General features: G+C 66.7%; 20 protein-coding genes. 15 read left to right on the forward strand and 5 right to left on the reverse strand.

The window, feature by feature from the left end; translation table 11 throughout:
- Positions 1–64 precede the first annotated feature (64 nt).
- The 5 genes from E5679_RS02995 to E5679_RS03015 all read left to right on the forward strand — a co-directional run bounded on the left by E5679_RS02995 (position 65) and on the right by E5679_RS03015 (position 5452).
- Positions 65–1144: a PhoH family protein gene (locus E5679_RS02995; RefSeq protein WP_138413609.1), complete on the forward strand. Its 1080-nt coding sequence runs from the start codon at positions 65–67 to the stop codon at positions 1142–1144.
- Entirely contained in the window at positions 1141–1614 is a 474-nt protein-coding gene (ybeY, locus tag E5679_RS03000; RefSeq protein WP_138413610.1) for an rRNA maturation RNase YbeY, read from the forward strand. The genes E5679_RS02995 and ybeY overlap by 4 nt, the downstream gene beginning before the upstream one ends.
- Positions 1611–2939, forward strand: a complete 1329-nt coding sequence (locus tag E5679_RS03005) for a hemolysin family protein (RefSeq protein WP_138413611.1) — start codon at positions 1611–1613, stop codon at positions 2937–2939. Before ybeY ends, E5679_RS03005 begins: the two co-directional genes overlap by 4 nt.
- Positions 2932–3909: a GTPase Era gene (gene era / locus E5679_RS03010; protein WP_138413612.1), complete on the forward strand. Its 978-nt coding sequence runs from the start codon at positions 2932–2934 to the stop codon at positions 3907–3909. Before E5679_RS03005 ends, era begins: the two co-directional genes overlap by 8 nt.
- Before the next feature lie 67 nt (positions 3910–3976).
- The gene (locus E5679_RS03015) at positions 3977–5452 is read left to right on the forward strand and encodes an LCP family protein (protein ID WP_138413613.1); all 1476 of its coding nucleotides are present in this window, start codon (positions 3977–3979) and stop codon (positions 5450–5452) included.
- Positions 5453–5561: 109 nt separating this feature from the next.
- Here the strand turns inward: E5679_RS03015 and E5679_RS03020 are convergent, their stop codons facing one another.
- Entirely contained in the window at positions 5562–7529 is a 1968-nt protein-coding gene (locus tag E5679_RS03020; protein ID WP_138413614.1) for a M13 family metallopeptidase, read from the reverse strand.
- A 265-nt stretch (positions 7530–7794) separates the two neighbouring features.
- Between E5679_RS03020 and leuA the strand changes: the two genes are divergently transcribed.
- The 3 genes from leuA to E5679_RS03035 all read left to right on the forward strand — a co-directional run bounded on the left by leuA (position 7795) and on the right by E5679_RS03035 (position 11253).
- Positions 7795–9549, forward strand: coding sequence for a 2-isopropylmalate synthase (leuA, locus tag E5679_RS03025; protein WP_138413615.1), 1755 nt, complete (start codon positions 7795–7797; stop codon positions 9547–9549).
- An 82-nt stretch (positions 9550–9631) separates the two neighbouring features.
- Positions 9632–10441, forward strand: coding sequence for a DNA repair protein RecO (recO, locus tag E5679_RS03030; RefSeq protein ID WP_138413616.1), 810 nt, complete (start codon positions 9632–9634; stop codon positions 10439–10441).
- A complete protein-coding gene (locus E5679_RS03035) occupies positions 10438–11253 on the forward strand; it encodes an isoprenyl transferase (RefSeq protein WP_138413617.1) in 816 nt (271 codons plus the stop codon). The genes recO and E5679_RS03035 overlap by 4 nt, the downstream gene beginning before the upstream one ends.
- Here the strand turns inward: E5679_RS03035 and E5679_RS03040 are convergent.
- Positions 11178–12143 carry an alpha/beta hydrolase gene (locus E5679_RS03040; protein WP_171042231.1) on the reverse strand — a complete coding sequence of 322 codons (966 nt, stop codon included), beginning with the start codon at positions 12141–12143 and terminating at the stop codon, positions 11178–11180. The genes E5679_RS03035 and E5679_RS03040 overlap by 76 nt on opposite strands.
- Before the next feature lie 67 nt (positions 12144–12210).
- Here E5679_RS03040 and E5679_RS03045 point away from each other — a divergent pair, with 67 nt between their 5' ends.
- On the forward strand, positions 12211–13302 hold the full coding sequence (locus tag E5679_RS03045; RefSeq protein WP_138413619.1) for a quinone-dependent dihydroorotate dehydrogenase: 1092 nt from the start codon (positions 12211–12213) through the stop codon (positions 13300–13302).
- Here E5679_RS03045 and E5679_RS03050 read toward each other — a convergent pair.
- Positions 13277–13864, reverse strand: a complete 588-nt coding sequence (locus tag E5679_RS03050) for a DUF3043 domain-containing protein (RefSeq protein WP_138413620.1) — start codon at positions 13862–13864, stop codon at positions 13277–13279. The two genes, E5679_RS03045 and E5679_RS03050, sit on opposite strands and share 26 nt — an antisense overlap.
- A gap of 95 nt (positions 13865–13959) precedes the next feature.
- On the opposite strand from E5679_RS03050, the gene E5679_RS03055 reads away from it, so the two are divergent.
- From E5679_RS03055 to E5679_RS03080, 6 genes are all read left to right on the forward strand, one after another.
- A complete protein-coding gene (locus E5679_RS03055) occupies positions 13960–15363 on the forward strand; it encodes a dipeptidase (RefSeq protein WP_138413621.1) in 1404 nt (467 codons plus the stop codon).
- A gap of 100 nt (positions 15364–15463) precedes the next feature.
- Positions 15464–15829, forward strand: coding sequence for a HesB/IscA family protein (locus E5679_RS03060; protein ID WP_138413622.1), 366 nt, complete (start codon positions 15464–15466; stop codon positions 15827–15829).
- Between the two features lie 214 nt (positions 15830–16043).
- Positions 16044–16901, forward strand: a complete 858-nt coding sequence (gene ctaC, locus E5679_RS03065; RefSeq protein WP_138413623.1) for an aa3-type cytochrome oxidase subunit II — start codon at positions 16044–16046, stop codon at positions 16899–16901.
- Positions 16902–16909: 8 nt separating this feature from the next.
- Positions 16910–18628, forward strand: a complete 1719-nt coding sequence (gene ctaD, locus E5679_RS03070) for an aa3-type cytochrome oxidase subunit I (protein ID WP_138413624.1) — start codon at positions 16910–16912, stop codon at positions 18626–18628.
- Positions 18629–19030, forward strand: coding sequence for a cytochrome c oxidase subunit 4 (locus E5679_RS03075; RefSeq protein ID WP_138413625.1), 402 nt, complete (start codon positions 18629–18631; stop codon positions 19028–19030).
- Between the two features lie 185 nt (positions 19031–19215).
- Positions 19216–19950, forward strand: a complete 735-nt coding sequence (locus E5679_RS03080; RefSeq protein WP_138413924.1) for a GntR family transcriptional regulator — start codon at positions 19216–19218, stop codon at positions 19948–19950.
- 121 nt (positions 19951–20071) lie between these two features.
- Here E5679_RS03080 and qcrB read toward each other — a convergent pair whose 3' ends face one another.
- Positions 20072–21745, reverse strand: a complete 1674-nt coding sequence (gene qcrB / locus E5679_RS03085) for a cytochrome bc1 complex cytochrome b subunit (protein WP_138413626.1) — start codon at positions 21743–21745, stop codon at positions 20072–20074.
- Positions 21742–22797, reverse strand: coding sequence for a cytochrome bc1 complex Rieske iron-sulfur subunit (qcrA, locus tag E5679_RS03090; RefSeq protein ID WP_138413627.1), 1056 nt, complete (start codon positions 22795–22797; stop codon positions 21742–21744). Before qcrA ends, qcrB begins: the two co-directional genes overlap by 4 nt.
- Positions 22798–22859 lie beyond the last annotated feature (62 nt).

The following is a 22859-nucleotide window of genomic DNA, read 5'->3' on the forward strand; positions in this document are numbered from 1 at the left end:
ATGCGGGATCGATACCTAGCGTTAGCATGGACCGACACGCACCGATCGAGGAGAGAAAAGGCCTTTGACAGCGGAGTTCCCGCACACGACGCCCACCACCCGGACAGAAGTCATCCGCTTCGCGTCAGGGGATGACATGGTCCACATCCTCGGCCCCCGCGATGAGGCCCTCCGGTACGTAGAAGAGCAGTTCCCCTCGGTATCGATCCACGTCCGCGGCAATGAACTGACGATCGTCGGGCCGCCGGCGGAGGCTCCCAACATCAAGCGCCTCTTCGAAGAAGTCGCGGCCCTCGCCGAGCGCGGAACCCCCGTCACCCCAGCCTCCCTTGCGCAGCTCGTGGCCATGCTGCGCGAGCAGACGGTCACGAGCCCGTCGGACGTTCTGACCCACAACATCTTGACAAGCCGCGGCCGCACGATCCGGCCGAAGACCGCGAACCAGAAGGACTACGTGGACGCCATCGACGCGAACACCGTGATCTTCGGTATCGGCCCGGCAGGCACCGGCAAGACCTATCTGGCGATGGCCAAGGCAGTCCAGGCCCTCCAGCACAAGGATGTGAGCCGGATCATCCTGACGCGCCCGGCCGTCGAGGCGGGGGAGCGGCTCGGGTTCCTCCCGGGGACCCTCAACGACAAGATCGATCCCTACCTGCGTCCGCTCTACGACGCGCTGCACGACATGATCGACCCGGAATCGATCCCGCGCCTCATGGCGGCGGGCACGATCGAGGTCGCGCCTCTGGCCTACATGCGCGGGCGGACGCTCAACGACGCGTTCATCATCCTCGACGAGGCTCAGAACACCACGCCGGAGCAGATGAAGATGTTCCTCACCCGACTCGGCTTCGGCTCGAAGATGGTGGTCACGGGAGACGTCACGCAGGTGGACCTGCCGTCTGGAACATCCTCCGGGCTTCGCATCGTCCAGGAGATCCTCGATGGCATCGAGGACGTCAGCTTCTCCGTTCTGGACGCCACGGACGTAGTTCGGCATCGGCTCGTGTCCGACATCGTCGACGCGTATGGGCGGTGGGACGACCGGCAGCGGGCGAAGGCGGAGCGCGCCCGGCAGCACTCCGACCGCCAGCGGCGGTCGGCAGGTGCCGAGCGATCCCCGGCGTCTAAGCTTGAGCCGTGAGCATCGAAGTCAACAACGAGTCCGGTATCGCGGTCGACGAGGAGGCCCTCGTCCGATTGGGACGGTTCATCTTCGATCGCCTCTGGCTGCATCCACAGACCGAACTCTCGATCCTCCTCGTCGATGAAGCTGCGATGGAACGCCTCCACCTCGAGCTCATGGACGAGCCGGGGCCGACGGACGTGCTCTCCGTTCCCATGGACGAGCTGACGCCCGGCACCCCGGGGCGCCCCACGCCTCAGGGAATGCTCGGGGACATTGCGATCTGTCCTCAGGTGGCGACCGCGCAGGCCGCACGCGGCGGCCACTCGACGGACGACGAGATGCTCCTGCTCGCCACGCACGGGGTCCTCCATCTGTTGGGCTTCGACCATGCCGAACCCGAGGAGCGCGAGGAGATGTTCGGCCTGCAGCGCGAGCTGCTCACCGAGTTCCTCGGCCGCCCCGCCCCGAAGGAGACGATGGCGTGACCGTCGCCGTCCTGCTGGCCATGGCGCTGGCGTTCACGGCGCTTGCTGCACTCCTGACGGCGGTTGAGGCCGCCCTCGCGTTCCTGCCGCGCCACGAGGCCGAGGAACGCATCGAGGAAGGCCACGCGAAGGCCCTCGCGACGGTGCTCGCGACCCCGATTCCCCATGTGCGTGCCCTGCGCTTCTGGCGCATCTGGTTTGAGACCGCTTCGGCCGTGGCGGTCGCCGTCCTGATGCTGAGCTGGCTGGAGAACATCTGGCTTGCCGGGCTCGCGGCCACCATCGTCATGGCCCTCATCGGCTTCCTGCTGGTCGGAGTGTCTCCCCGCCAGCTCGGGCGGAGGCATGCCCTCGCGGTCGCAGCGTGGACGGCGCCGCTGACCTCCTGGCTTCGGCGGATCCTCGGCCCCATCCCGGGATGGCTCGTCTCGATCGGCTCGGCCGCGACCGGCACGGACCCCAACGAAGAAGACGCGATCTACTCCACGGACGAGCTGCGCGAATTCGTGGAGCGTGCGAGCGATTCCGAGGATTTCGAGGACGCGCAGGCCGAGCTCCTGCAGTCTGTCTTCGAACTGGGGGAGACCCTCGTGCGCGCCGTCATGGTGCCGCGGACGGACGTCATCGGCATCGAGGCCGGTTCGACCCTCCGGCAGGCGATGTCCCTCTTCCTGCGGTCAGGCTGTTCGCGCCTACCGGTCTACGTCGAGAATCTCGACGATGTGCGGGGCATCCTCTATCTGAAGGACGTCGCCGCGAGACTCCACGAGGCGCCCGAGGCCGTCGGCGAGCCCGTCGAACTGCACGTCCGCGAGCCGCGCTTCGTCCCGGAATCGAAGCCCGTCAGCGAACTGCTCAAGGAACTCCAGCGAGAGTCGACGCACCTGGCCATCGTCGTCGACGAATACGGCGGCGTCGCGGGGCTCGTCACCCTCGAGGACCTCATCGAAGAGCTGGTGGGGGAGATCGCGGACGAATACGACGAAGACGATGTCGAGTCAGTTGAGGTCGAGCCGGGCGTCTACCGCATTCAAGCCCGGATGAGCCTCGATGATCTGGGCGAACTGTTCGACGAGGACATCGAGGACGACGAGGTCGATACCGCCGGGGGACTCCTGGCCAAGGCGATCGGGAGGGTTCCGATCGTGGGCAGTACGGCGGAGGTCGACGGCATCCGGCTGACCGCGGAGCGCCTCGAAGGCCGCCGCAAGCGGGTGAGCCACCTCCTCGTCCGGCGCGCCGAACCGGCGGGCTCCGAAGAAGACCAGTGGGCGGGCGAAGCCGGCCGCCATGACAGCGAAGCAACAGGGAGGCAGCATGGCTGAGCACAGGGGGCGCACCGCGCGCGGGCAGCAGGCGGAGGCAGCGGACGACGGCGGCTTCCGGGCTGGATTTGTGGTCCTCGTCGGCCGCCCGAATGCGGGAAAGTCGACGCTCACGAACGCCCTCGTGGGCCAGAAGGTTGCCATCACGTCGGCGAAGCCCCAGACCACGCGGCACACGATCCGCGGCATCGTGCACCGCGCGGATGCCCAGCTCATCCTCGTGGACACGCCGGGCCTCCACCGGCCTCGCACCCTCCTCGGGCAGCGGCTCAATGACCTCGTCGCCGAGACCCTCTCCGAAGTGGACGCGATCGGGTTCTGCCTGCCGGCCAACGAACGCATCGGCCCCGGTGACCGCTTCATCGCGAACCAGCTCGCCGCAGTCGGCCGCAAGCCGGTCGTGGCCCTGGTCACGAAGGCGGACCTCGTGGACCGCGGAGCGCTCGCGCAGCAACTCCTCGCGGTCACAGAGCTAGGACGGGAGGTCCTCGGCGGGGACGGTTTCGCGGACATCGTTCCGGTCTCCGCGAAGGACGGCTTCCAGGTCGAGACGGTGGCGGACGTCCTCATTTCGCACATGCCGCCCTCGCCGCCCCTCTATCCGGATGGGGAGCTCACGGATGAGCCGGAGGCCGTGATGGTGGCCGAACTCGTGCGCGAGGCTGCCCTCGAGGGAGTGCGCGACGAGCTGCCGCACTCGCTCGCCGTAGTGGTCGACGAGATCGTCCCGCGGGAGGGCCGGCCCGAGGACAATCCCCTCCTCGACGTGCGGGTGAACCTCTACGTGGAGCGCCCGTCGCAGAAGGCGATCATCATCGGCCGAGGCGGCGAGCGGCTGCGCGACGTCGGGTCGCGGGCGCGGAAGGGGATCGAAGGGCTGCTCGGGACCCGGATCTATCTGGACCTCCACGTGAAGGTGGCCAAGGACTGGCAGCGCGATCCGAAGCAGCTCGGGCGATTGGGCTTCTGAGCCATCACAGCCTCCGCTCAGGTGCTTCTGTAAACTGGAAAGAAGCATTTTCTACCGGAGGATCCACTTGGTCACATCAGGGCCCGCCCCGCGTCATGCCCGGACGCGCCGCAAAGTACCCCTGTGGGTCAAGATCCTCGGCGGCATCGTCGCCCTCGGGCTCGTCGGAGCCATTGCTTTTGCCGGGTACTGGACGTGGCGCCTCCAGAACAATATCCACGAGGCTCCGCTCAGCGCAGGCAACGCGAAAGCCGATGCGAGCAACGACGCGACCGACCCCCTCCAGATCCTCATCATCGGAACGGACACGCGGGCCGGCGCCGATGCCGCCTACGGCTCCCAGGACGACAGCTCCGGGTACGGCAACTCGGACGTCATGATCCTCATGAACATCTCGGCGGACAACAAGGTCGTCTCGATGACCAGCTTCCCGCGCGACCTCATGGTGCCGATTCCGGCGTGTCATGACCCGCAGACCGGGAAGGACTATCCAGCTCAGCCGATTGGCCAGATCAATGCGGCAATGAAGGAAGCCGGGCCGGGCTGCACCGTGGACACCGTGAACAAGCTGACCGGGCTCCAGATCGATCACTTCATGGTCGCCGACTTCAACGCGGTCAAGGACCTCTCGAACACGATCGGCGGCGTCCAGGTCTGCGTGACGGCCCCCATTGACGATCCGATGTCGGGCCTCAAGCTGCCCGCCGGGACCTCCACGATCCAGGGCGAGATGGCCCTCTCCTTCCTTCGCAGCCGCCACGGGGTGGGCGACGGAAGCGATCTTTCGAGGATCAAGTCGCAGCAGGAGTTCCTCGCCTCGCTCGCCCGCAAGGTCAAGTCGGACGGAACGCTCACGGACGTTCCCAAGCTCCTGAGCATTGCGGACACGATCACCAAGAACCTCACGGTCGACTCGGGCTTGGCCAATCCTCAGTCGATGATCACGATCGCCACCCGGCTGCGTTCCGTGGACCTCTCGAAGGTCGCGTTCGTCACCGTGCCCTGGGAGCCCTTCACGGAGGATCCCAACCGCGTTCAGGTCAAGCAGCCCGACGCCGGCGCGCTCTTCGAAGCGCTCAGGGCGAATCGCGACCTGACCGCACCGCCGTCCAGCGCACCGGCGAGCGCATCCAGCACGGCCGGGGCTACGCCGTCGTCCGCTGCTCCCACGGCCGCCGCGCCGGCGTACAACAAGGCCCTCCAGTCCGTTGCCGTGGCGAACGGAACGGGTGTTGCAGCGCAGGCTACGGCCCTCGCCACGTTCCTGAAGGACCAAGGCTTCACGAAGACGACCGCATTCGCGGCGCCGCCCGTCGCCACGACGAACGTCTACTACGGCCCGAACTTCCAGGATGTCGCCAAGGACGTTGCCGCCTCGCTCGGCATCCCTGAAGGGCAGGTCCAGGCCGCGGCCATCAGCGGCGTGCAGGTCTATGCCGGGCAGGACTTCACGAGCGGAACCCACTACACGCCGAAGCTCCCCGATACGGTCGTCTCGCAGACCGCTGCTGACAACACCTGCCAGGCAGCCTTCGGCCAGTAGTTTTCGGGTACAGCTACCACGCCCCATCAGCACCACGGGTACAGAAAGGGCCCCGGTTTCCTTCGCCTTCCCGAAGGAAACCGGGGCCCTTTGCTGCTGACTGAGGTGATTACCAGATCTCGACGCGATCCTCGGGCGCCAGCCACATGCCGTCCCCGTCGGAGACGCCGAACGCTTCATGGAACGCGGTCAAGTTCCGGGCGATGGTGTTGGTGCGGAACTCGTTGGGCGAGTGCGGGTCGATCGCGAGACGTCGGATCGCTTCCTCCGACCGGCAGACCTGCCGCCACACCGTGGCCCACGAGATGAAGAAGCGCTGGTCTCCCGTGAGGCCGTCGATCACGGGTGCCTCGGTGTCGCCGAGGTGTAGTCGGTACGCCTTGAAGGCAATTCCGAGCCCGCCCAGGTCCCCGATGTTCTCGCCGAGGGTGAGTCGTCCGTTCACCGTGTGGCCGGGCGCCTCGGCGGGGGAGAGGACTTCGAACTGCTCGACGAGGCGCGCGGTGAGCGCCTCGAAGGCCTGCCGGTCATCGTCGGTCCACCAATTGCGCAGGGCGCCGGTACCGTCGAACTGCGAGCCTTGGTCATCGAAGCCGTGACCGATCTCGTGGCCGATCACAGCGCCAATTCCCCCGTAGTTCACCGCGGGATCAGCGTCCGGGTGGTAGAACGGCGGCTGGAGGATCGCTGCGGGGAAGACGATCTCGTTCATGAGCGGGTGATAGTACGCGTTCACCGTCTGCGGCGTCATAAGCCACTTGATTCGATCCACGGGCTTGCCAATCTCGTCGAGGAGCCGGTCGAGCTCCCCTGCGTGGGCACGCCGCACATTCCCCAGAAGGTCATCTTCGCGGATCTCCACGCCAGAGAAGTCAATCCACTCGTCCGGATAGCCGATCTTGGACCTGAAGGCGGCGAGCTTCTCGAGAGCGCGCTCTCGGGTTTCGGGGCTCATCCACGGCAGCACCGAGATGCTCTGGCGGTACGCCTCGACGAGGTCGGCTACGAGGGCCTGCATCGACTCCTTGTGCTCGGCGGGGAAGTGGCGCTCGACGTACAGGCGCCCCACCGCCATGCCGAGCCCGTTCTCGACCGTGGCCACCCCACGCTTCCAGCGCTCCTTGTTCTCGGGGGTTCCGCTGAGCACGGTCCCGTAGAACGCGAAATGCCGGTCCACGAATTCGGGGGAGAGGAACGGCGCCGACGCCGACACCACGTGAGCGGTGAGCCAGCGCTTCCAATCCTCGAGCGGGACCTCGGCCAAGAGAGGGCCGACGCCGGAGAGGAAACCGGGATTGCCGACGACGAGCTCGGCTCGCGCGGTCTCCGTCACCCCGGTCTCCTCGCCCCAGGCGGCGAAATGCGGGAATACGGCTTCGGCTTGCTCGTGGGTGTACAGGTTGTAGGTCTTCTGGGGGTCCCGAAGGGTTACGCGGTCCCAGTGCAGGCCGGCGAGCCGCGTCTCGAGGCGGACGACGGCGGCGGCGTCTTCAGCAGGGTCGGCGGAACCTATGAGGGTGAAGACGTCCGTCAGATAGGTCGCATAGGCGTCCCGGACCTCGGCAAACCGCTCTTCGCGGTAGTACGACTCGTCCGGCAGCCCCAATCCGCCTTGGGAGACATAAAGCAGCACGCGCTCCGGGTTCCCGGCGTCGGGCGCAGCGTAGTAGCCGAAGAGGCCCTCGCTGCCGCCCCGAGCGAGTCGAGCCGACGTGCGCACGAGCCCTTCCGCATCGGCAATCCCATCCACCTCGGCAAGCAGGTCCCGGAGCGGCTGAGCGCCCAGCTGGGCGGCGCGCTCTTCATCCATGAAGGACCGGTACATCGCGCCGATCTTCTCCTCGTCGGAACCGGCCGGGTGCTCGGTCTCGGCGAGATCCCCGATGAGGGCGCGCACGTCCTCCTCGGCCCGATCCCGCAGCTGCACGAACGTCCCGACGAGCGCCCGGTCGGACGGGATCTCGGTCTCGCGGAGCCACGCGCCATTGACGTGCCGATAGAGGTCGTCTTGGGGGCGCACGCTGTCGTCGAAGTACTCACGGTCCACGCCGGATGGCGCAGTGGTGCTCTCGGTCATGGTGCCTCCTCGGCATGCTCGGGTGGCTTCATCTTAGGCGCGGCGAGGGGTCTGAGGCGGGTACCGCCGTCGTGCGTCCCGGGCCGCATGCTATGGTGGCGATGTGCCACACGCGCAGCGCCTTCTCCTTCTTAGCTGCCGTGGCGGGGCCCTGTAGCTGACGGACGGACCATTCCGGACCGGCTAGGCCGGATCCCCGCCGCGGAGTTTTCTCACGCCCGGCCGCAGTGGATCCCAGCTTTTGAGAAAGGCCTACAGTAAAACCATGCGCAATGCACAGAAGCCCTCGGGCATGCCCGTCCACCGCTACGTTCCGTTCCACGAGCAGATCACCGTTGAACTTCCGGACCGTACGTGGCCTGACAAGCGCATCGAGAAGGCACCCCGCTGGTGCGCTGTGGACCTGCGAGACGGCAACCAGGCGCTGATCGACCCGATGAGCCCGGCGCGGAAGCTGAAGATGTTCAAGCTCCTCGTGGAGATGGGCTACAAGGAGATCGAGGTCGGCTTCCCCTCGGCGTCGCAGACGGACTTCGACTTCGTGCGCCAGCTGATCGAGGGTGGCCACATCCCGGACGACGTCACGATCCAGGTCCTCACCCAGGCGCGCGAGCACCTCATCGAGCGGACGTATGAGTCCCTCGCCGGCGCGAAGAGCGCCATCGTGCACCTCTACAACTCGACCTCGGTGCTGCAGCGCCGGGTGGTCTTCAACTCGGACGAGGAAGGCATCCTGGACATCGCGGTCCAGGGCGCGCTGCTGTGCAAGAAGTACGAGGAGACCATCCCGGACACGCACATCACCTACGAGTACTCTCCCGAGTCGTTCACGGGCACCGAGCTCGAGTACGCCGCGCGGGTCTGCAACAGGGTGGCCGAGATCTTCGAGGCGTCGGCCGACAGCCAGGTGATCGTCAACCTGCCGGCGACCGTCGAGATGGCGACGCCCAACGTCTACGCCGACTCGATCGAGTGGATGAGCCGCAATCTGCACCCGCGGGAGGGCATCATCCTGAGCCTGCACCCGCACAACGACCGGGGCACGGGCGTTGCCGCGGCGGAGCTCGGCTATCTCGCGGGGGCCGACCGCATCGAGGGCTGCCTGTTCGGCAACGGCGAGCGCACGGGGAACGTGGATCTCGTGACGCTGGGGCTCAATCTGTTCGTGCAGGGCATTGACCCGATGATCGACTTCTCCAACATCGACGAGATCCGGCGCACGGTCGAGTACTGCAACCAGCTCCCCGTGGCGGAGCGCTCCCCGTACGGCGGGGACCTCGTTTTCACGGCCTTCTCGGGCTCGCACCAGGACGCGATCAAGAAGGGCCTCGAGGCGCTCGAGCGGGACGCGGCGGCCGCCGGCGTGCCGGTGGAGGACTTCACGTGGCAGGTTCCGTACCTGCCGATCGACCCGAAGGACATCGGCCGCACGTACGAGGCTGTGATCCGGGTCAATTCTCAGTCCGGCAAGGGCGGCGTGGCCTACCTGCTGAAGAACGAGCACAATCTGGATCTCCCGCGGCGGGCCCAGATCGAGTTCTCGCGGGTCATCCAGGAGCACACGGACACCGCTGGCGGCGAGGTCAGCCCGAGCGTGCTCTGGGAGATCTTCAGCGACGAGTACCTGCCGGCGTCGTCGGTCGACGGCGGCAAGGCGTGGGGCCGCTATGCGCTCTCCTCGGTGAGCACGGAGACGGGCGAGGACGGGAGCATGACCCTCGAGGCCACTCTGCGGATCGACGGGGCCCAAGTGCGCCGAACGGGCATCGGGAACGGTCCGATCGCCGCGCTGCTGGATATCTTCGCGCACGAGGGCGTCGACGTCCGCGTCCTCGACTACACGGAGCATGCCCTCTCTGAGGGCGGCAGCGCTCGGGCCGCTGCGTATGTCGAGTGCGGGATCGGCGAGCGGATCCTGTGGGGCGTCGGCATCGACGCGAACACGAGCCTCGCAGCCCTCAAGGCCGTCATCTCGGCCGTGAACCGCGCGCTCCGCGACGGCGCCCTCGAGGTCGCCTGAGTCTGACGCGATCTCCAGGCAACGTGCCCTGCCCGCCGGTCCTTGCAGGCGGCGGGCAGGGCACGGTGGGAGAATCTAATCCATGGCCGAATCGACGTTCGCTGCGCGGAGCTACCGCGACGACGGCGTCGTGCTGCGCACCTATCGGCTGGGGGAGGCCGACCGCATCATCGTCCTCCTCACCAAGCGTCACGGTCAGGTGCGGGCCGTGGCGCGGGGAGTGCGGCGCACGGGGAGCCGTTTCGGGGCCCGGCTTGAGCCGTTCATGGTCGCGGACGTGCAGCTCGTCCGCGGCCGTTCCCTCGAGGTGGTCGGGCAGGCGGTAGCACGCGGCACGTATGGCCGGGAGATCGCGGCGGACTATTCGCGCTACACCGCTGCTGCGGCCATGGCCGAGACCGCGGAGCGGCTCACAGCGAACGACGGCGAAGGCTCCCTTCCGCACTATCGGCTCCTCGTCGGGGGGCTTGCCGCGCTCAGCCGGGGCGCGCACGCCCCGGATCTCATCCTCGATTCGTACCTGCTCAGGGCCCTTTCGACGGCGGGGTGGGCGCCGAGCTTCACCGACTGCGCTCGGTGCGGCGAGCCAGGGCCGCATTCGGCGTTCTCGGCTGCTCTCGGAGGCATCGTCTGCCACGACTGCCGGCCGCCTGGTTCCCCTTCCCCCGCCCCCGAGACGGTGAGCCTCCTCGCAGCCCTCCTCTCCGGCGACTGGGGGGTAGCGGACGCTTCGGCCCAGTCCAGTCGCCGAGAGGCTTCAGGGCTCGTGGCTGCGTATGTCCAGTGGCATCTCGAGCGTTCCGTCCGTTCGCTCCGGCTCGTGGAACGCGACGAGGGCGTTCCCTCGAGCAGTCCGACCAGCAATCCCCGACAGGAGACCAGCACCACGTGACACCGCGCCGCGCGTCCCAGCCAGTGGCCCCCTACCCGCATCCGAGCGGGGCCCAGCCTCCCGCGATTCCTGCCCAGTTCGTGCCGCGGCACGTCGCGATCGTCATGGACGGAAACGGCCGGTGGGCGAATCAGAGGGGCCTGCCGCGCATCGAGGGCCACAAAGCCGGCGAGCCTGCGCTTCTCGATGTCGTGGCGGGCGCGATCGACATCGGCATCGAGTACGTCTCGGTCTACGCCTTCTCCACCGAGAACTGGCGGCGGTCGCCCGAGGAGGTCCGCTTCCTCATGGGCTTCAACCGGGACGTGCTGCGCCGCCAGCGCGACACGATGAACTCCTGGGGCGTCCGCGTACGGTGGGCGGGTCGTCGGCCCAAGCTCTGGGGTTCCGTGATCAAGGAGCTCGAAGAAGCCGAGGAGCTCACTCGGGACAACACGACGTGCCACCTGACCATGTGCGTCAACTACGGCGGGCGAGCCGAGATCGCCGACGCTGCCGCCGCCATCGCGCGTGACGTGGCCGAGGGGCGGCTGAGTCCGCGCGCTGTGTCGGAGAAAACGGTGCAGCGCTATCTCGACGAACCGGACCTGCCCGACGTCGATCTGTTCCTCCGCAGCTCGGGTGAGCAGCGGCTGAGCAACTTCATGCTGTGGCAGGCCGCCTATGCCGAGATGGTCTTCATGGACACGCTGTGGCCGGACGTGGACCGACGGACCCTCTGGGAGGCGGTCGAAATCTACGCGCGGCGCGACCGCCGGTACGGGGGAGCGGTCGACAAGGCGACGTCGAGCCAGGCACCGAGCCGCTCATAGGCTTCATGCCGCACGGCCGGGGCCGAAAGCAGGACATCATGCAGCCCGCCGGGTACGAGCACCTCGTCGAGTGACGAGCAGACGGCAGCGGCGGCGCGCCGCATCGGACGGATCGAGAGCACGGCGTCGCGGGTGCGCATGTGCTCGCGCCATACCAGGCCCGTATCGCTCTTGGCCGCCGCGAGCAGCAGGGCGGGTACCGCGATGCAAGGTCCGCTTGCCAGCTGCCGCTGGGCAGCGAGGATCGACCGCAGCCACCCCGCTCGAATGGGAAACGCCGTGCGAGGCCGATAGTCAGACCGCAAGTCCCACTCGCCTCCGGCCTCTCGCGCGATCGCACGCCAGAAGTACCCGCGCGCGGGAAGCGGGAGGATCCGGTCGGGACGGCGCCGCGCCGCGCCGTCGAGCACGCGTTCCAGCACACGCCCGGCCGTCCGCCCACCGTGAGGTGCGAGCCAGGGGCTGCTGAGGACGACAGCGCTCAGGCGCTCGGGTCGCTGCTGGGCCTCGAGCGCGACGGCGAGCCCTCCGGTCGAGTGCCCCATGAGCACCACAGGCCTTTGGCTCTCCTTGCACACCGCGGTGAGGGCCGCATCGATGCTGGCGAGGTAGTGACCGATGGATGGCAGGTACCCCGGTAGGCCGCCGGGTTGGATGCTCCTGCCGTGTTCGGGGAGATCGAGCGCGTAGAACCGCCACCCGCGCCGAACCGTGAACTGAGCGAGTTCCGCATTGAAGAAGTAGTCGCTCCAGCCGTGGACGTAGACAAGCGCCGGCGCCGCCTCCGCCGTCGTCTTCGGAAGGAAGCGCACAAGCGTCCCGCCCGGATCGCCAGCCAAAGCACGCTGCTCGAAACCTGGCCCGAGAAAGTCTGGGGCCCACTCATTCATCGCAAGTCCATTCCTTTGGTCCAGGCCAGTTTTGTCGACTCCTGTGAGCCTAGGCGACACTTGATCCATGCGCTTCTACCCCCTGTTCTTCCGTGCCGCCTTCTCGTGGATGGACGCCGAGCGCGCCCATCGGATCGGCTTCACCGCGATCCGGGCCGTGCACGCAGCGGGCTTGGGCAAGGTCCTGGAGCGCGCGACCGCACCGGCGCCGTCGTTGCGCACCACCGCGTTCGGCGTCGAATTTCCGTCGCCCTTCGGGCTCGCCGCCGGCTTCGACAAGGAGGGCAAGGGCATCGAGGCCCTCGCCGAGCTCGGCTTCGGCCACGTGGAGGTCGGCACGATCACGGGACAGGCGCAGCCCGGCAACCCCAAGCCCCGCCTGTTCCGGCTCATCAAGGACCGCGCAGTGGTGAACCGCATGGGATTCAACAACGACGGCGCCACCGCCGTTGCTCCCCGGCTCGCCGCCGCTCGGGCCTCCCTGGAGCGGAAGTACGGCGCGCACCGCCCCGTCATCGGCGTCAATATCGGGAAGACCAAGGTGGTTCCACTGGAGGAGGCGGCGGACGACTACCGGATCAGCGCCCGCACCCTCGCACCCTACGCCGACTACCTCGTGGTGAACGTCAGCTCCCCGAACACTCCGGGCCTGCGGCTGCTCCAGAGCGTCGAGACTCTCCGGCCGCTCCTCGAGGCGGTGCGCGAGGAGTCGACGGCGGCCACCGGCCGCCGCGTTCCGCTCCTCGTCAAGATCGCGCCGGATCTCGCGGACGCCGATCTCGACGGCGTTGCGCGCCTTGCGCTCGATCTGGGGCTCGAGGGCATCATTGCGACCAACACGACCATCGGCCGGGAGGGGCTCGTCAGCGACTCCGAGACGGTCGAGGCCTGCGGCGCAGGCGGGCTTTCAGGCGCCCCGCTCAAGGCCCGCTCGCTGGAGGTACTGCGTCGACTCGCCGAGATTGCCGGGGATCGGCTTGTCCTCATTTCCGTCGGCGGCGTCGAGACCGCGGGCGACGTACAGGAAAGGCTCGCCGCGGGGGCGAGCCTTGTCCAGGGGTACACGGCGTTCCTCTACGAGGGTCCGTTTTGGGCGGCCGCGGTCAATCGTGGGCTTGCCGCGGCCGGATTTGTCACGACGGGTACTGCCCGCGGCTGACCTGGGGCTTCGGCAGCCGTAGCGGCCGGAACTGGAGCGCGCGCATCGAGCCGTACCACACGGTGCCGCGCTCCACTTCGCCGAACTTGGCCGTCAGGCGCTTCTTGAGCTGGCGGGACAGCCAGAACGTGTCGAGGATGACGAGGATGAAGACGATCCAGAACGCCGCGAGGATATAGACCTGCGCGTCGCTGACCTGCGGGACGACGAACGAGATGACCACGAACACGAGCGCAGCGAACATGAGGTACTCGCCGACGTTGAAGCGGGCATCGACGACGTCTCGGGCAAAGCGCTTCTGCGGGCCCCGGTCCTTGAAGGGGAGGTGCCGCTCGTCGCCGGTCTCGAGTGCGCGCCGCACCCGAGCCCGCTCGTCCGCGGCAGCCTGGCGCTCCGCTGCCTTCGACGCCTTGCGGTCCGTGGGGACGAGAGGACGACGGCGGGCCGCCTCCTGGTCCTTGCGCCGTGGGGTCGGCGCTCCCTTGCCGACAAGGGGGGAAGTCGGCTGCTCCTCAGGCTGCCCGGCGCTCTCGGCCGCGGGCTCGTTCTTTCGTCCAAACACCACTCAAGGATAGCCAACCGGCCTGCGCATCGGTCCCGAACCGATCGCCTCGCTGCGCCATTGTCGCCCTCCGCGCCGGCTTGTACTGTGAAGCCATGATTTCAGAACTCCCCCCCGTCGAGTCCGATCTCGCCGAGCGCCTCCAGTCTGCTGTGGACCGCCGCTTCCACGACACGCTGGGGGACCTTGCCACTCTGGTTGCGATCCCGGGAATCGCGTGGGAGGCGTTCCCTCCTGAGGAGCTCGAGCGAAGCGCACATGCCGTCTCCGCGCTGGCGCAGGCGTCCGGCTTCGACGACGTCCAGATCCTGAGGGCCCCGCGACCCGACGGCGCGCCCGGGGGACCCGCCGTCGTCGCCCGCCATCCAGCGGCGCCGGGCAAGCCCACGGTCCTGCTCTACGCCCACCACGACGTTCAGCCCCCCGGAGACGCCACGCTCTGGGAGTCCGCCCCCTTCGAACCAGTCGTCCGGGACGGCCGGCTCTACGGCAGGGGAGCGGCCGACGACAAGGCCGGCCTGGTGGTCCACTTCGCCGCGTGGCGGGCGCTCCGCGAGGTCCTCGGAGAGGCGGACGGGGTCGGCGTGACGCTCTTCATCGAGGGCGAGGAGGAAGCTGGCTCACCGAGCTTCCGCACATTCCTGGAAACCTATCGGGAGCAGCTCGCCTCCGACGTGATTGTGGTAGCAGACTCCGGAAACTGGGCGATCGGCGTTCCGGCGCTGACAACCAGCCTCCGCGGGCTCGTCGACGGCACGATCACCCTCACGATCCTCGACCACGCCCTGCACTCCGGGGTGTATGGAGGACCGATCCTGGATGCTCCCACGCTCCTCGCGCGCCTCATTTCGACCTTCCACGACGACGAGGGCAACGTCGCCGTGCAGGGACTGGTCGTCGGGGACGACCCCGCCGTGGACTATCCCGAGGAGCAGTTCCGCGCGGACGCGGGCATGCTCGACGGCGTCCAGCTCGCCGGGAGCGGCAGCATCGCCGCACGTCTCTGGTCTCGTCCGGCCCTCTCCATCATCGGCATGGACGTGCCCGCGATCGCCGTCTCGTCCAACACGATCCACCCGACGGCGAGGGCGAAGTTCAGCCTGCGCATCGCTCCGGGGCAGAACCCGGCCGCCGCCATGGAAGCGGTCCGGCGCCATGTCGAGGCACACACTCCCTTCGGCGCCCGCGTGGACTTCGCGCCGGGGGAGAGCGGCAACCCGTATCTCGCAGACACCTCCAGTCCCGCTGCCCGGCTGGCCCTCGATGCCCTGCGCGCCGCGTGGCAGACCGAACCCGTGCAGATGGGAATGGGAGGCTCCATTCCGTTTGTTGCACATTTGAAGGCGGTATTCCCCGAGGCGGAGGTCCTGATCACCGGCGTCGAGGATCCGGACACGCGCGCGCACAGCTCGAACGAGTCGGTGCACGTCGACGAGTTCAGACGGGCCATCGTGGCGGAAGCCCTCATGCTGGCCGGGCTGTCGATGACGGAACGTTAGCGTCCACGACGGGGGTCGCCTTAGCATGGAACGAGGGGTGGCCGCGGTGCGGTCGCCCAACAGCACTCAGCGGCGCGGGCCGTGGAGGGAAGGTTATGGAATGAGCACTGCAACCAACGAGTCCACCGAGGCCCTCGGCACCCACGAGGTGACCCTCACCGACGTCGCGGCCGGCAAGGTCCGCAGCCTGCTCGAGCAGGAAGGCCGCATGGACCTCCGCCTGCGCGTCGCTGTCCAGCCCGGCGGCTGCTCCGGCCTCATCTACCAGCTCTACTTCGACGAGCGCCTCTTGGACGGGGACGCCGTGCGCGATTTCGACGGCGTCGAGGTGGTCGTGGACAAGATGAGCGTGCCGTATCTGGCTGGCGCCACCATCGACTTCGAAGACACCATCTCGAAGCAGGGCTTCACCATCGACAACCCCAACGCGCAGGGTTCGTGCGCGTGCGGAGACTCGTTCCACTGACGGGTCTTCCGCCCCACGTCGGCCGTGTCTTCCGTGCCCCTCATTCGAGGGCCGGAAGGCACGGCCGACGTGCTGTGGCCACATGTGGGCGATTCCTTTGGGTTAGCTGTAAGCTCTACACCGAGTAGTAAAACTATGCCGCCGGGGCGCGGATTTCTGCGGGAGAACCGTGGACGTGAGAGCCCGGCCGACGCATCAAGAGGAAGGGCCGTCTGTGAGGTCGCAGAACCGAACCAGCAGCCAGCGCACTCGGAATATCGCGGTAGCTGCAGTTGCCGTTGCAGGAGCGCTTGCACTGTCTGGATGTACAAGTCAGGTGCAGAACGGCTGGCTGCCGGGGTCGCGGGACACGACGAGCAACACGGGAATGATCACCGACCTCTGGGTCAACTCGTGGATCGCGGCAATGACCGTCGGTGCGGTGACGTGGGGCCTGATCCTGTGGTGCATCGTGGCCTACCGCCGCCGCAAGGGCACCGTGGGCTTCCCCCGGCAGACGAGCTACAACCTGCCGCTCGAGATCTTCTACACGGCCATCCCGCTCTTCCTCGTCGTGGTCTTCTTCTACTTCACGGACCGCGACCAGCGCGCGATCGACAATCCCAACGCGAACCCGGACGTCACCATCAACGTGGTCGGCAAGCAGTGGTCCTGGGACTTCAACTACAAGCAGGGCGGGATCGTCAAGGAGAACGCCTACGAGGCCGGCACTCAGGCCCACCTCAACGGCACGCCCATCGACCTGAACAACCTCCCGACGCTGTACCTCCCCGTCAACAAGAGCGTGACGGTCGAGCTGACGTCCCGTGACGTCATCCACTCGTTCTGGGTGCCCGCCTTCCTCCAGAAGCGGGACATGATTCCGGGCCACCCGAACACCATGTACTTCACTCCGCAGAAGGAAGGCACGTACGAGGGCAAGTGCGCCGAGCTCTGCGGCGAATACCACTCGGAGATGCTGTTCCGCGTGAAGGTTGTCTCCGAGGCAGAATTCCAGGCGCACCTCGCGGGCCTGCCGAAGGGGCTTCTCGACGCCCAGTATGACCGCAACCCGGATCTGATCCAGAAGTAGGGAATAACGTGGCTACCTATACACAGTCGCCCACAGCCGGGGCCATCAACGCACCGGTCGTGCCGAGGTCCAAGGGGCGCATCGTCGTCAACTGGATCACCTCGACCGACCACAAGACCATCGGGTACATGTACCTGATCGCTTCGTTCGTGTTCTTCTGCCTGGGCGGCGTCATGGCGCTGCTGATCCGTGCCGAGCTCTTCGAGCCCGGCATGCAGATCCTGCAGACCAAAGAGCAGTACAACCAGCTCTTCACGATGCACGGCACGGTCATGCTCCTGATGTTCGCGACGCCGCTCTTCGCCGGCTTCACGAACGTCATCATGCCGCTCCAGATCGGCGCACCGGACGTTGCCTTCCCCCGACTGAACGCCCTCGCATTCTGGTTCTTCCTGTTCGGCTCGACCATCGCCACGGCCGGCTTCATCACCCCGCAGGGTGCTGCATCCTTCGGATGGTTCGCCTACGCGCCCCTCTCGAACACCACATTCACGCCCGGTGTGGGCGGAGACCTCTGGGTCTTCGGACTGGGCCTCTCCGGTTTCGGCACAATTCTCGGTGCCGTCAACTTCATCACCACGATCATCTGCATGCGCGCGCCGGGTATGACCATGTGGCGCATGCCGATCTTCACGTGGAACGCCCTGATCACGTCGATCCTCGTCCTCATGGCGTTCCCGCCGCTCGCCGCCGCCCTCTTCGGCCTCGGCGCCGACCGCCGCTTCGGTGCACACATCTTCGATCCTGAGAACGGCGGCGCCGTCCTCTGGCAGCACCTCTTCTGGTTCTTCGGCCACCCAGAGGTGTACATCATCGCGCTGCCGTTCTTCGGCATCGTGTCGGAGATCTTCCCGGTCTTCAGCCGCAAGCCGATCTTCGGCTACAAGGGCCTCGTCTTCGCGACGATCGCCATCGCGGCCCTTTCGGTCACCGTGTGGGCCCACCACATGTACGTCACGGGCGCGGTGCTCCTTCCGTTCTTCTCGTTCATGACGATGCTCATCGCCGTCCCGACCGGCGTGAAGTTCTTCAACTGGATCGGAACGATGTGGCGGGGCTCGCTCACCTTCGAGACCCCCATGCTGTGGAGCCTCGGCTTCCTCATCACCTTCCTCTTCGGCGGCCTGACCGGCATCATCCTGGCCTCGCCTCCGCTCGACTTCCACGTCTCGGACACGTACTTCGTGGTTGCCCACTTCCACTACGTCGTCTTCGGCACCGTCGTGTTCGCCATGTTCGCGGGCTTCTACTTCTGGTGGCCCAAGTGGACAGGCAAGATGCTGAACGAGCGCCTCGGCAAGATCCACTTCTGGATGCTCCTCGTGGGCTTCCACGGCACGTTCCTCATCCAGCACTGGCTGGGCGTCATGGGCATGCCGCGCCGCTACGCGGACTACCTGCCGCAGGATGGCTTCACCTGGATGAACCAGTTCTCGACGATCTCCTCGTTCATCCTCGGTGCGTCGCTGATCCCGTTCTTCTGGAACGTCTACATCACGGCTCGGAGCGGCAAGCGAGTTCTGGTCGACGATCCGTGGGGCTTCGGCGCCTCACTCGAGTGGGCCACGTCCTGCCCGCCGCCGCGCCACAACTTCACGTCGCTGCCCCGCATCCGTTCGGAGCGGCCCGCGCTTGACCTCCACCACCCGGAGCTCTCGGTGGCCGGCATCGTGCAGCACTCTCAGGCAGCCGCAGCAGTCACCGCCGACCGTAAGGAAACCCACTAAGTGAAAATCGAATCCTGGCTCTTCGGAACCGGAGTCTTCTTCTTCATCCCGGTGGCCATCGTCTATGGGTTCCTCACCCACTGGTCGGAGTGGGTCGGCATCATGGGCATGCTCCTCGTGGGCGGCCTGGCTGGCATGATCGGTTCGTACCTCGGCGTCACCGCTCGTCGCGTGGGAGCCCGTCCTGAGGATCGTGAGGACGCCGAGATCCACGAGGGCGCCGGCGAGCAGGGCCACTTCAGCCCCTGGAGCTGGTGGCCGCTCGTGCTGGGCACCGCTGCTGCCACCGCGGTCCTCGGCATCGCAGTCGGCTGGTGGATCTTCTTCATCGGCGCGGGCATCGGCATCGTCGCCCTCGTCGGCTGGGTCTTCGAGTACAGCCGTGGAGACCACGCGCACTGAGGTCCAACCAAGCGTCCCGCCAAGGGCCCGGCATCGTCACGATGCCGGGCCCTTGGCGCATTCCGGGCCAGAGCCTGACGTGCGAAAACGTGTAGCCTTCAATAGGTAGCACTGGATCAGGAGGCACACGAGTGGAAGACGCCGACAGCATCGTCGGGAAGCTCGACCGGACCTCGAAGACGGCAATGTATGTGCAGCTCCGTGAGCTGCTGCGGGAACACATTCAGACAAAGTTGACCCCCGGCGCACCTCTGCCGTCCGAACGGGATCTCGCGCACCGGTTCGGCTTGGCTCGCATGACGGTCCGCCAGTCGATTGACGCCCTCGTCGCCGAGGGGGTACTGGACCGCATCGTGGGGCTCGGAACGTTCGTGAGCCGCCCCAAACTGGATCTCCAGATGAAACTGACCTCGTACAGCGAGGAGATGCAGCGGCGGGGGATGGTGCCCGACGCGAAAGTGCTCAGCTTCGAGGAGATCGGCGCCTCGGCCCACCTCGCCCGTGAACTGCAAGTGGAGGAGGGGACGGCCGTTGTCAGGTTCCGGCGACTGCTCCTCGCCGACCAGGAGCCCATGAGCGTGGATGAGAACTACATCGTGGCCCATCGCGTCCCGGGATTCACCGACGGACCGCCGCCTACCTCGCTCTATCAGGTCCTCAGCGAACGCTACGGTCTCGTCATGGAGTGGGGCGAGGACATGATCGAGGCTACAGCGGCATCCCCTTCGATCGCGCGCCTCCTCAAGGTGGACATGGGATCACCGCTTCTCAAGATCCAGCGGCACGCCTACGTGGCCAAAGCCATGGTCGACTATTCGGTCTCGTATTACCGAGCCGACCGCTACAAGCTGTGGGTGCCTCTCCAGCGTCCCGGAGCGCGCACCCCGCGTTCCTACTCGACCAAGCGCTTCACGGGCTAGGAGAGCGGCTCCACGCGGCTCTCAGGGCTCCTTCCAAGCAAGCACAGAGCTTCACAGAGACAGAGAGGCCCCGCAGCGTTTTTCCGCTGCGGGGCCTCTCTGTCTGCGTTTGCCAGCCTGATCAGTGACCGGCAGACGTCGGCGCGGCCTCGATGGCCTCGTGATGACCGTGACCGTGTGCCGCCTCGAGCTCGGCAACGCTCACCGGGGCAACACGATCCTCGAAGTACCACTTCGACAGCTTCGCGCGACGGCGTTCCTTGCGGTCCACAACACCCTTCCCGTTCGGCTGCGCCGGCAGCACTCCGGGGGAGTCGAAGGCCACAAGCCGGTAGCGCTTGTACTCATCGAGCGGGGCGTGGACTTCGATGAACTCGCCGTGGGGGAGTCGGACGATGCGTCCAGTCTCGCGGCCATGGAGCGCGATCTCGCGGTCCTTCCGCTGAAGGCCCAGAGCGATGCGCTTCGTCACGACGAAGGCGATGATCGGACCCACGAAGAAGAGCGCACGCAGCCAGTACGTCACATCGTTCAACGACACGTGGAAGTGCGTTGCGATCAGGTCGGAGCTGGCGGCCGCCCACATGACGCAGTAGAACGTGAACCCGGCCATGCCGATCGCGGTTCGCGTCGGCGCATTCCTCGGGCGATCGAGCACGTGGTGCTCGCGGTCATCCTTCGTGATCCAGCGCTCCACCCAGGGGTAGATGAACAGGACTGTGAATACGATGCCCGCGGGAACCAGGGCCGGAAGCAGGATGTTCAGGGACAGCGTCTGCCCGAAGAGCACGAACTCGAAGTGCTGGCGGTAGCCGTTGATGTCGCCAAGCACACCCGGCATGAGGCGCAGGGCACCGTCCACCCAGCCGATGTACCAGTCAGGCTGGGTACCGGCCGACACCGGCGACGGGTCATAGGGACCGTAGTTCCAAATCGGGTTGATCGTGAAGGCAGCAGCGATGGCGGCCAGCACGCCGAACACGATGAAGAAGAAGCCGCCGGCCTTCGCCGCGTACACCGGACCCAGCGGGTAGCCGACGACGTTGCGGTCATTGCGGCCCGGGCCGGGGTACTGCGTGTGCTTGTGCACCACAACGAAGATCAGGTGCAGGGCCACAAGGCCCAGGATCATCGCGGGAATCAGCAGGATGTGCAGAACGTAGAGGCGACCGATAATCGCGTCGCCGGGGAACTCGCCGCCGAAGAGGAACATCGAGATCCAGGTTCCGATCACCGGGATCGCCATGATGACGCCGTCGATGATGCGGAGGCCGTTGCCGGAAAGCAGGTCGTCCGGGAGCGAGTAGCCGGTGAACCCGGCGGCCATCCCCATAATGAGCAGGACGCCACCGATCACCCAGTTCATCTCACGCGGCTTGCGGAACGCGCCCGTGAAGAAGACACGGAGCATGTGCACCGACATCGCCGCGACGAACAGCAGAGCCGCCCAGTGATGCAGCTGGCGCATGAACAGGCCGCCGCGCACCTCGAACGAAATGTGGAGGGACGACTGGTAGGCGACCGACATGTCCATCCCGCGCATGGGGATGTACGCACCGTCGTAGGTCGTCTCGGCCATCGACGGGTTGAAGAAGAAGGTGAGGAAGGTGCCCGACAGCAGCAGGATGATGAAGCTGTAGAGCGCGACCTCGCCGAACATGAACGACCAGTGGTCGGGGAAGACCTTGCGGCCGAACTCGCGGGTGACGGTCGAGAGACCCGTCCGCTGATCGACATACTCGGCGATGCGCCCGACCTTGGTCGGTGCTTGGTATGCGGTGGTGGTGTCGCTCACGAGTACTCACGCTCCCAGTAGCTCGGTCCAACAGGTTCGTGGAAGTCGGACGTGGCCACAAGGTAGCCCTCGGAATCGACTTCGATCGGCAACTGGGGGAGCGGGCGGCTCGCCGGGCCGAAGATCACCTGGCACTCGTTCGTCAAGTCGAACGTCGACTGGTGGCACGGGCACAGGAGGTGATGGGTCTGCTGCTCGTACAGCGCCACAGGGCAGCCGACGTGGGTGCAGATCTTCGAGTAGGCAACGATGCCGTTGTAGCCCCAGTTCTCGCGTCCTGGGGACACGTGCAGGTCCTGGGGGTTGAGGCGCATGAGGAGGACGACCGATTTGGCCTTCTCATTGAGCTTGCCCTCGTGCAGGTCGTTCAGACCCTCGGGGATCACGTGGTACGCCGATCCAATCGTGACGTCTGCGGCCTTGATCGGAGTTCCGTCGGGGTCACGGGTCAGGCGGACCTTCTTGCCGGTCTGCGCATTGGGGGCCCACATGGTGTGGCGGAGCTTGTCGTTCGCGTTCGGGCCGAGGTCGCCGAAGACGGCGAGTGCCGGCAGCGGGGCGAGCGCGAGGGCTCCGATGAGGGTGTTGCGAATCAGAGGACGGCGCTTGATGCCCGTCTCCTCGATGATGTCGTCAACGATCTTGACGGCGGCTTCGCGGTCCTTCTCGCTCCGAAGCTCGTGACGCGCCTCCGAGACCTCATGGTCGGGCATGAGCGCCTTGGCCCAGTGCACGATGCCAGTACCAATGCCGAGCATCGCGAACGCCGTGCTGAGGCCGAGCAGGATGTTCTGGGTCCTGATCGCGTCAACGGTCGACGTCGGTCCGAGGTCGATGGCGAAGTAGGAGACGAGGAACACGATGGTGCCGATCACCGAGATGATGAACAGCCACGTGACCTGGCGCTCCGCTCGCTTGGCGGCTCTGGGGTCGGTGTCAGCCAGGCGCGGGCGGTGAGGCGGGAGTCCCGGATCCTCGAACTGCCCTCCAGCCTGACCAGCCGTAGCTACGGTGCCCCCTTGCTGTGGGGCGCCGTCACTAGGGTTGCCCATAATTCCCCTCATCCTTCCTGTGCCCCGCTTGCCGGGGGCAGATGTTCAAATCAGATGTGCCG

The sequence above is a fragment of the Sinomonas gamaensis genome (assembly GCF_005876955.1).
GTDB lineage: Bacteria > Actinomycetota > Actinomycetes > Actinomycetales > Micrococcaceae > Sinomonas > Sinomonas gamaensis.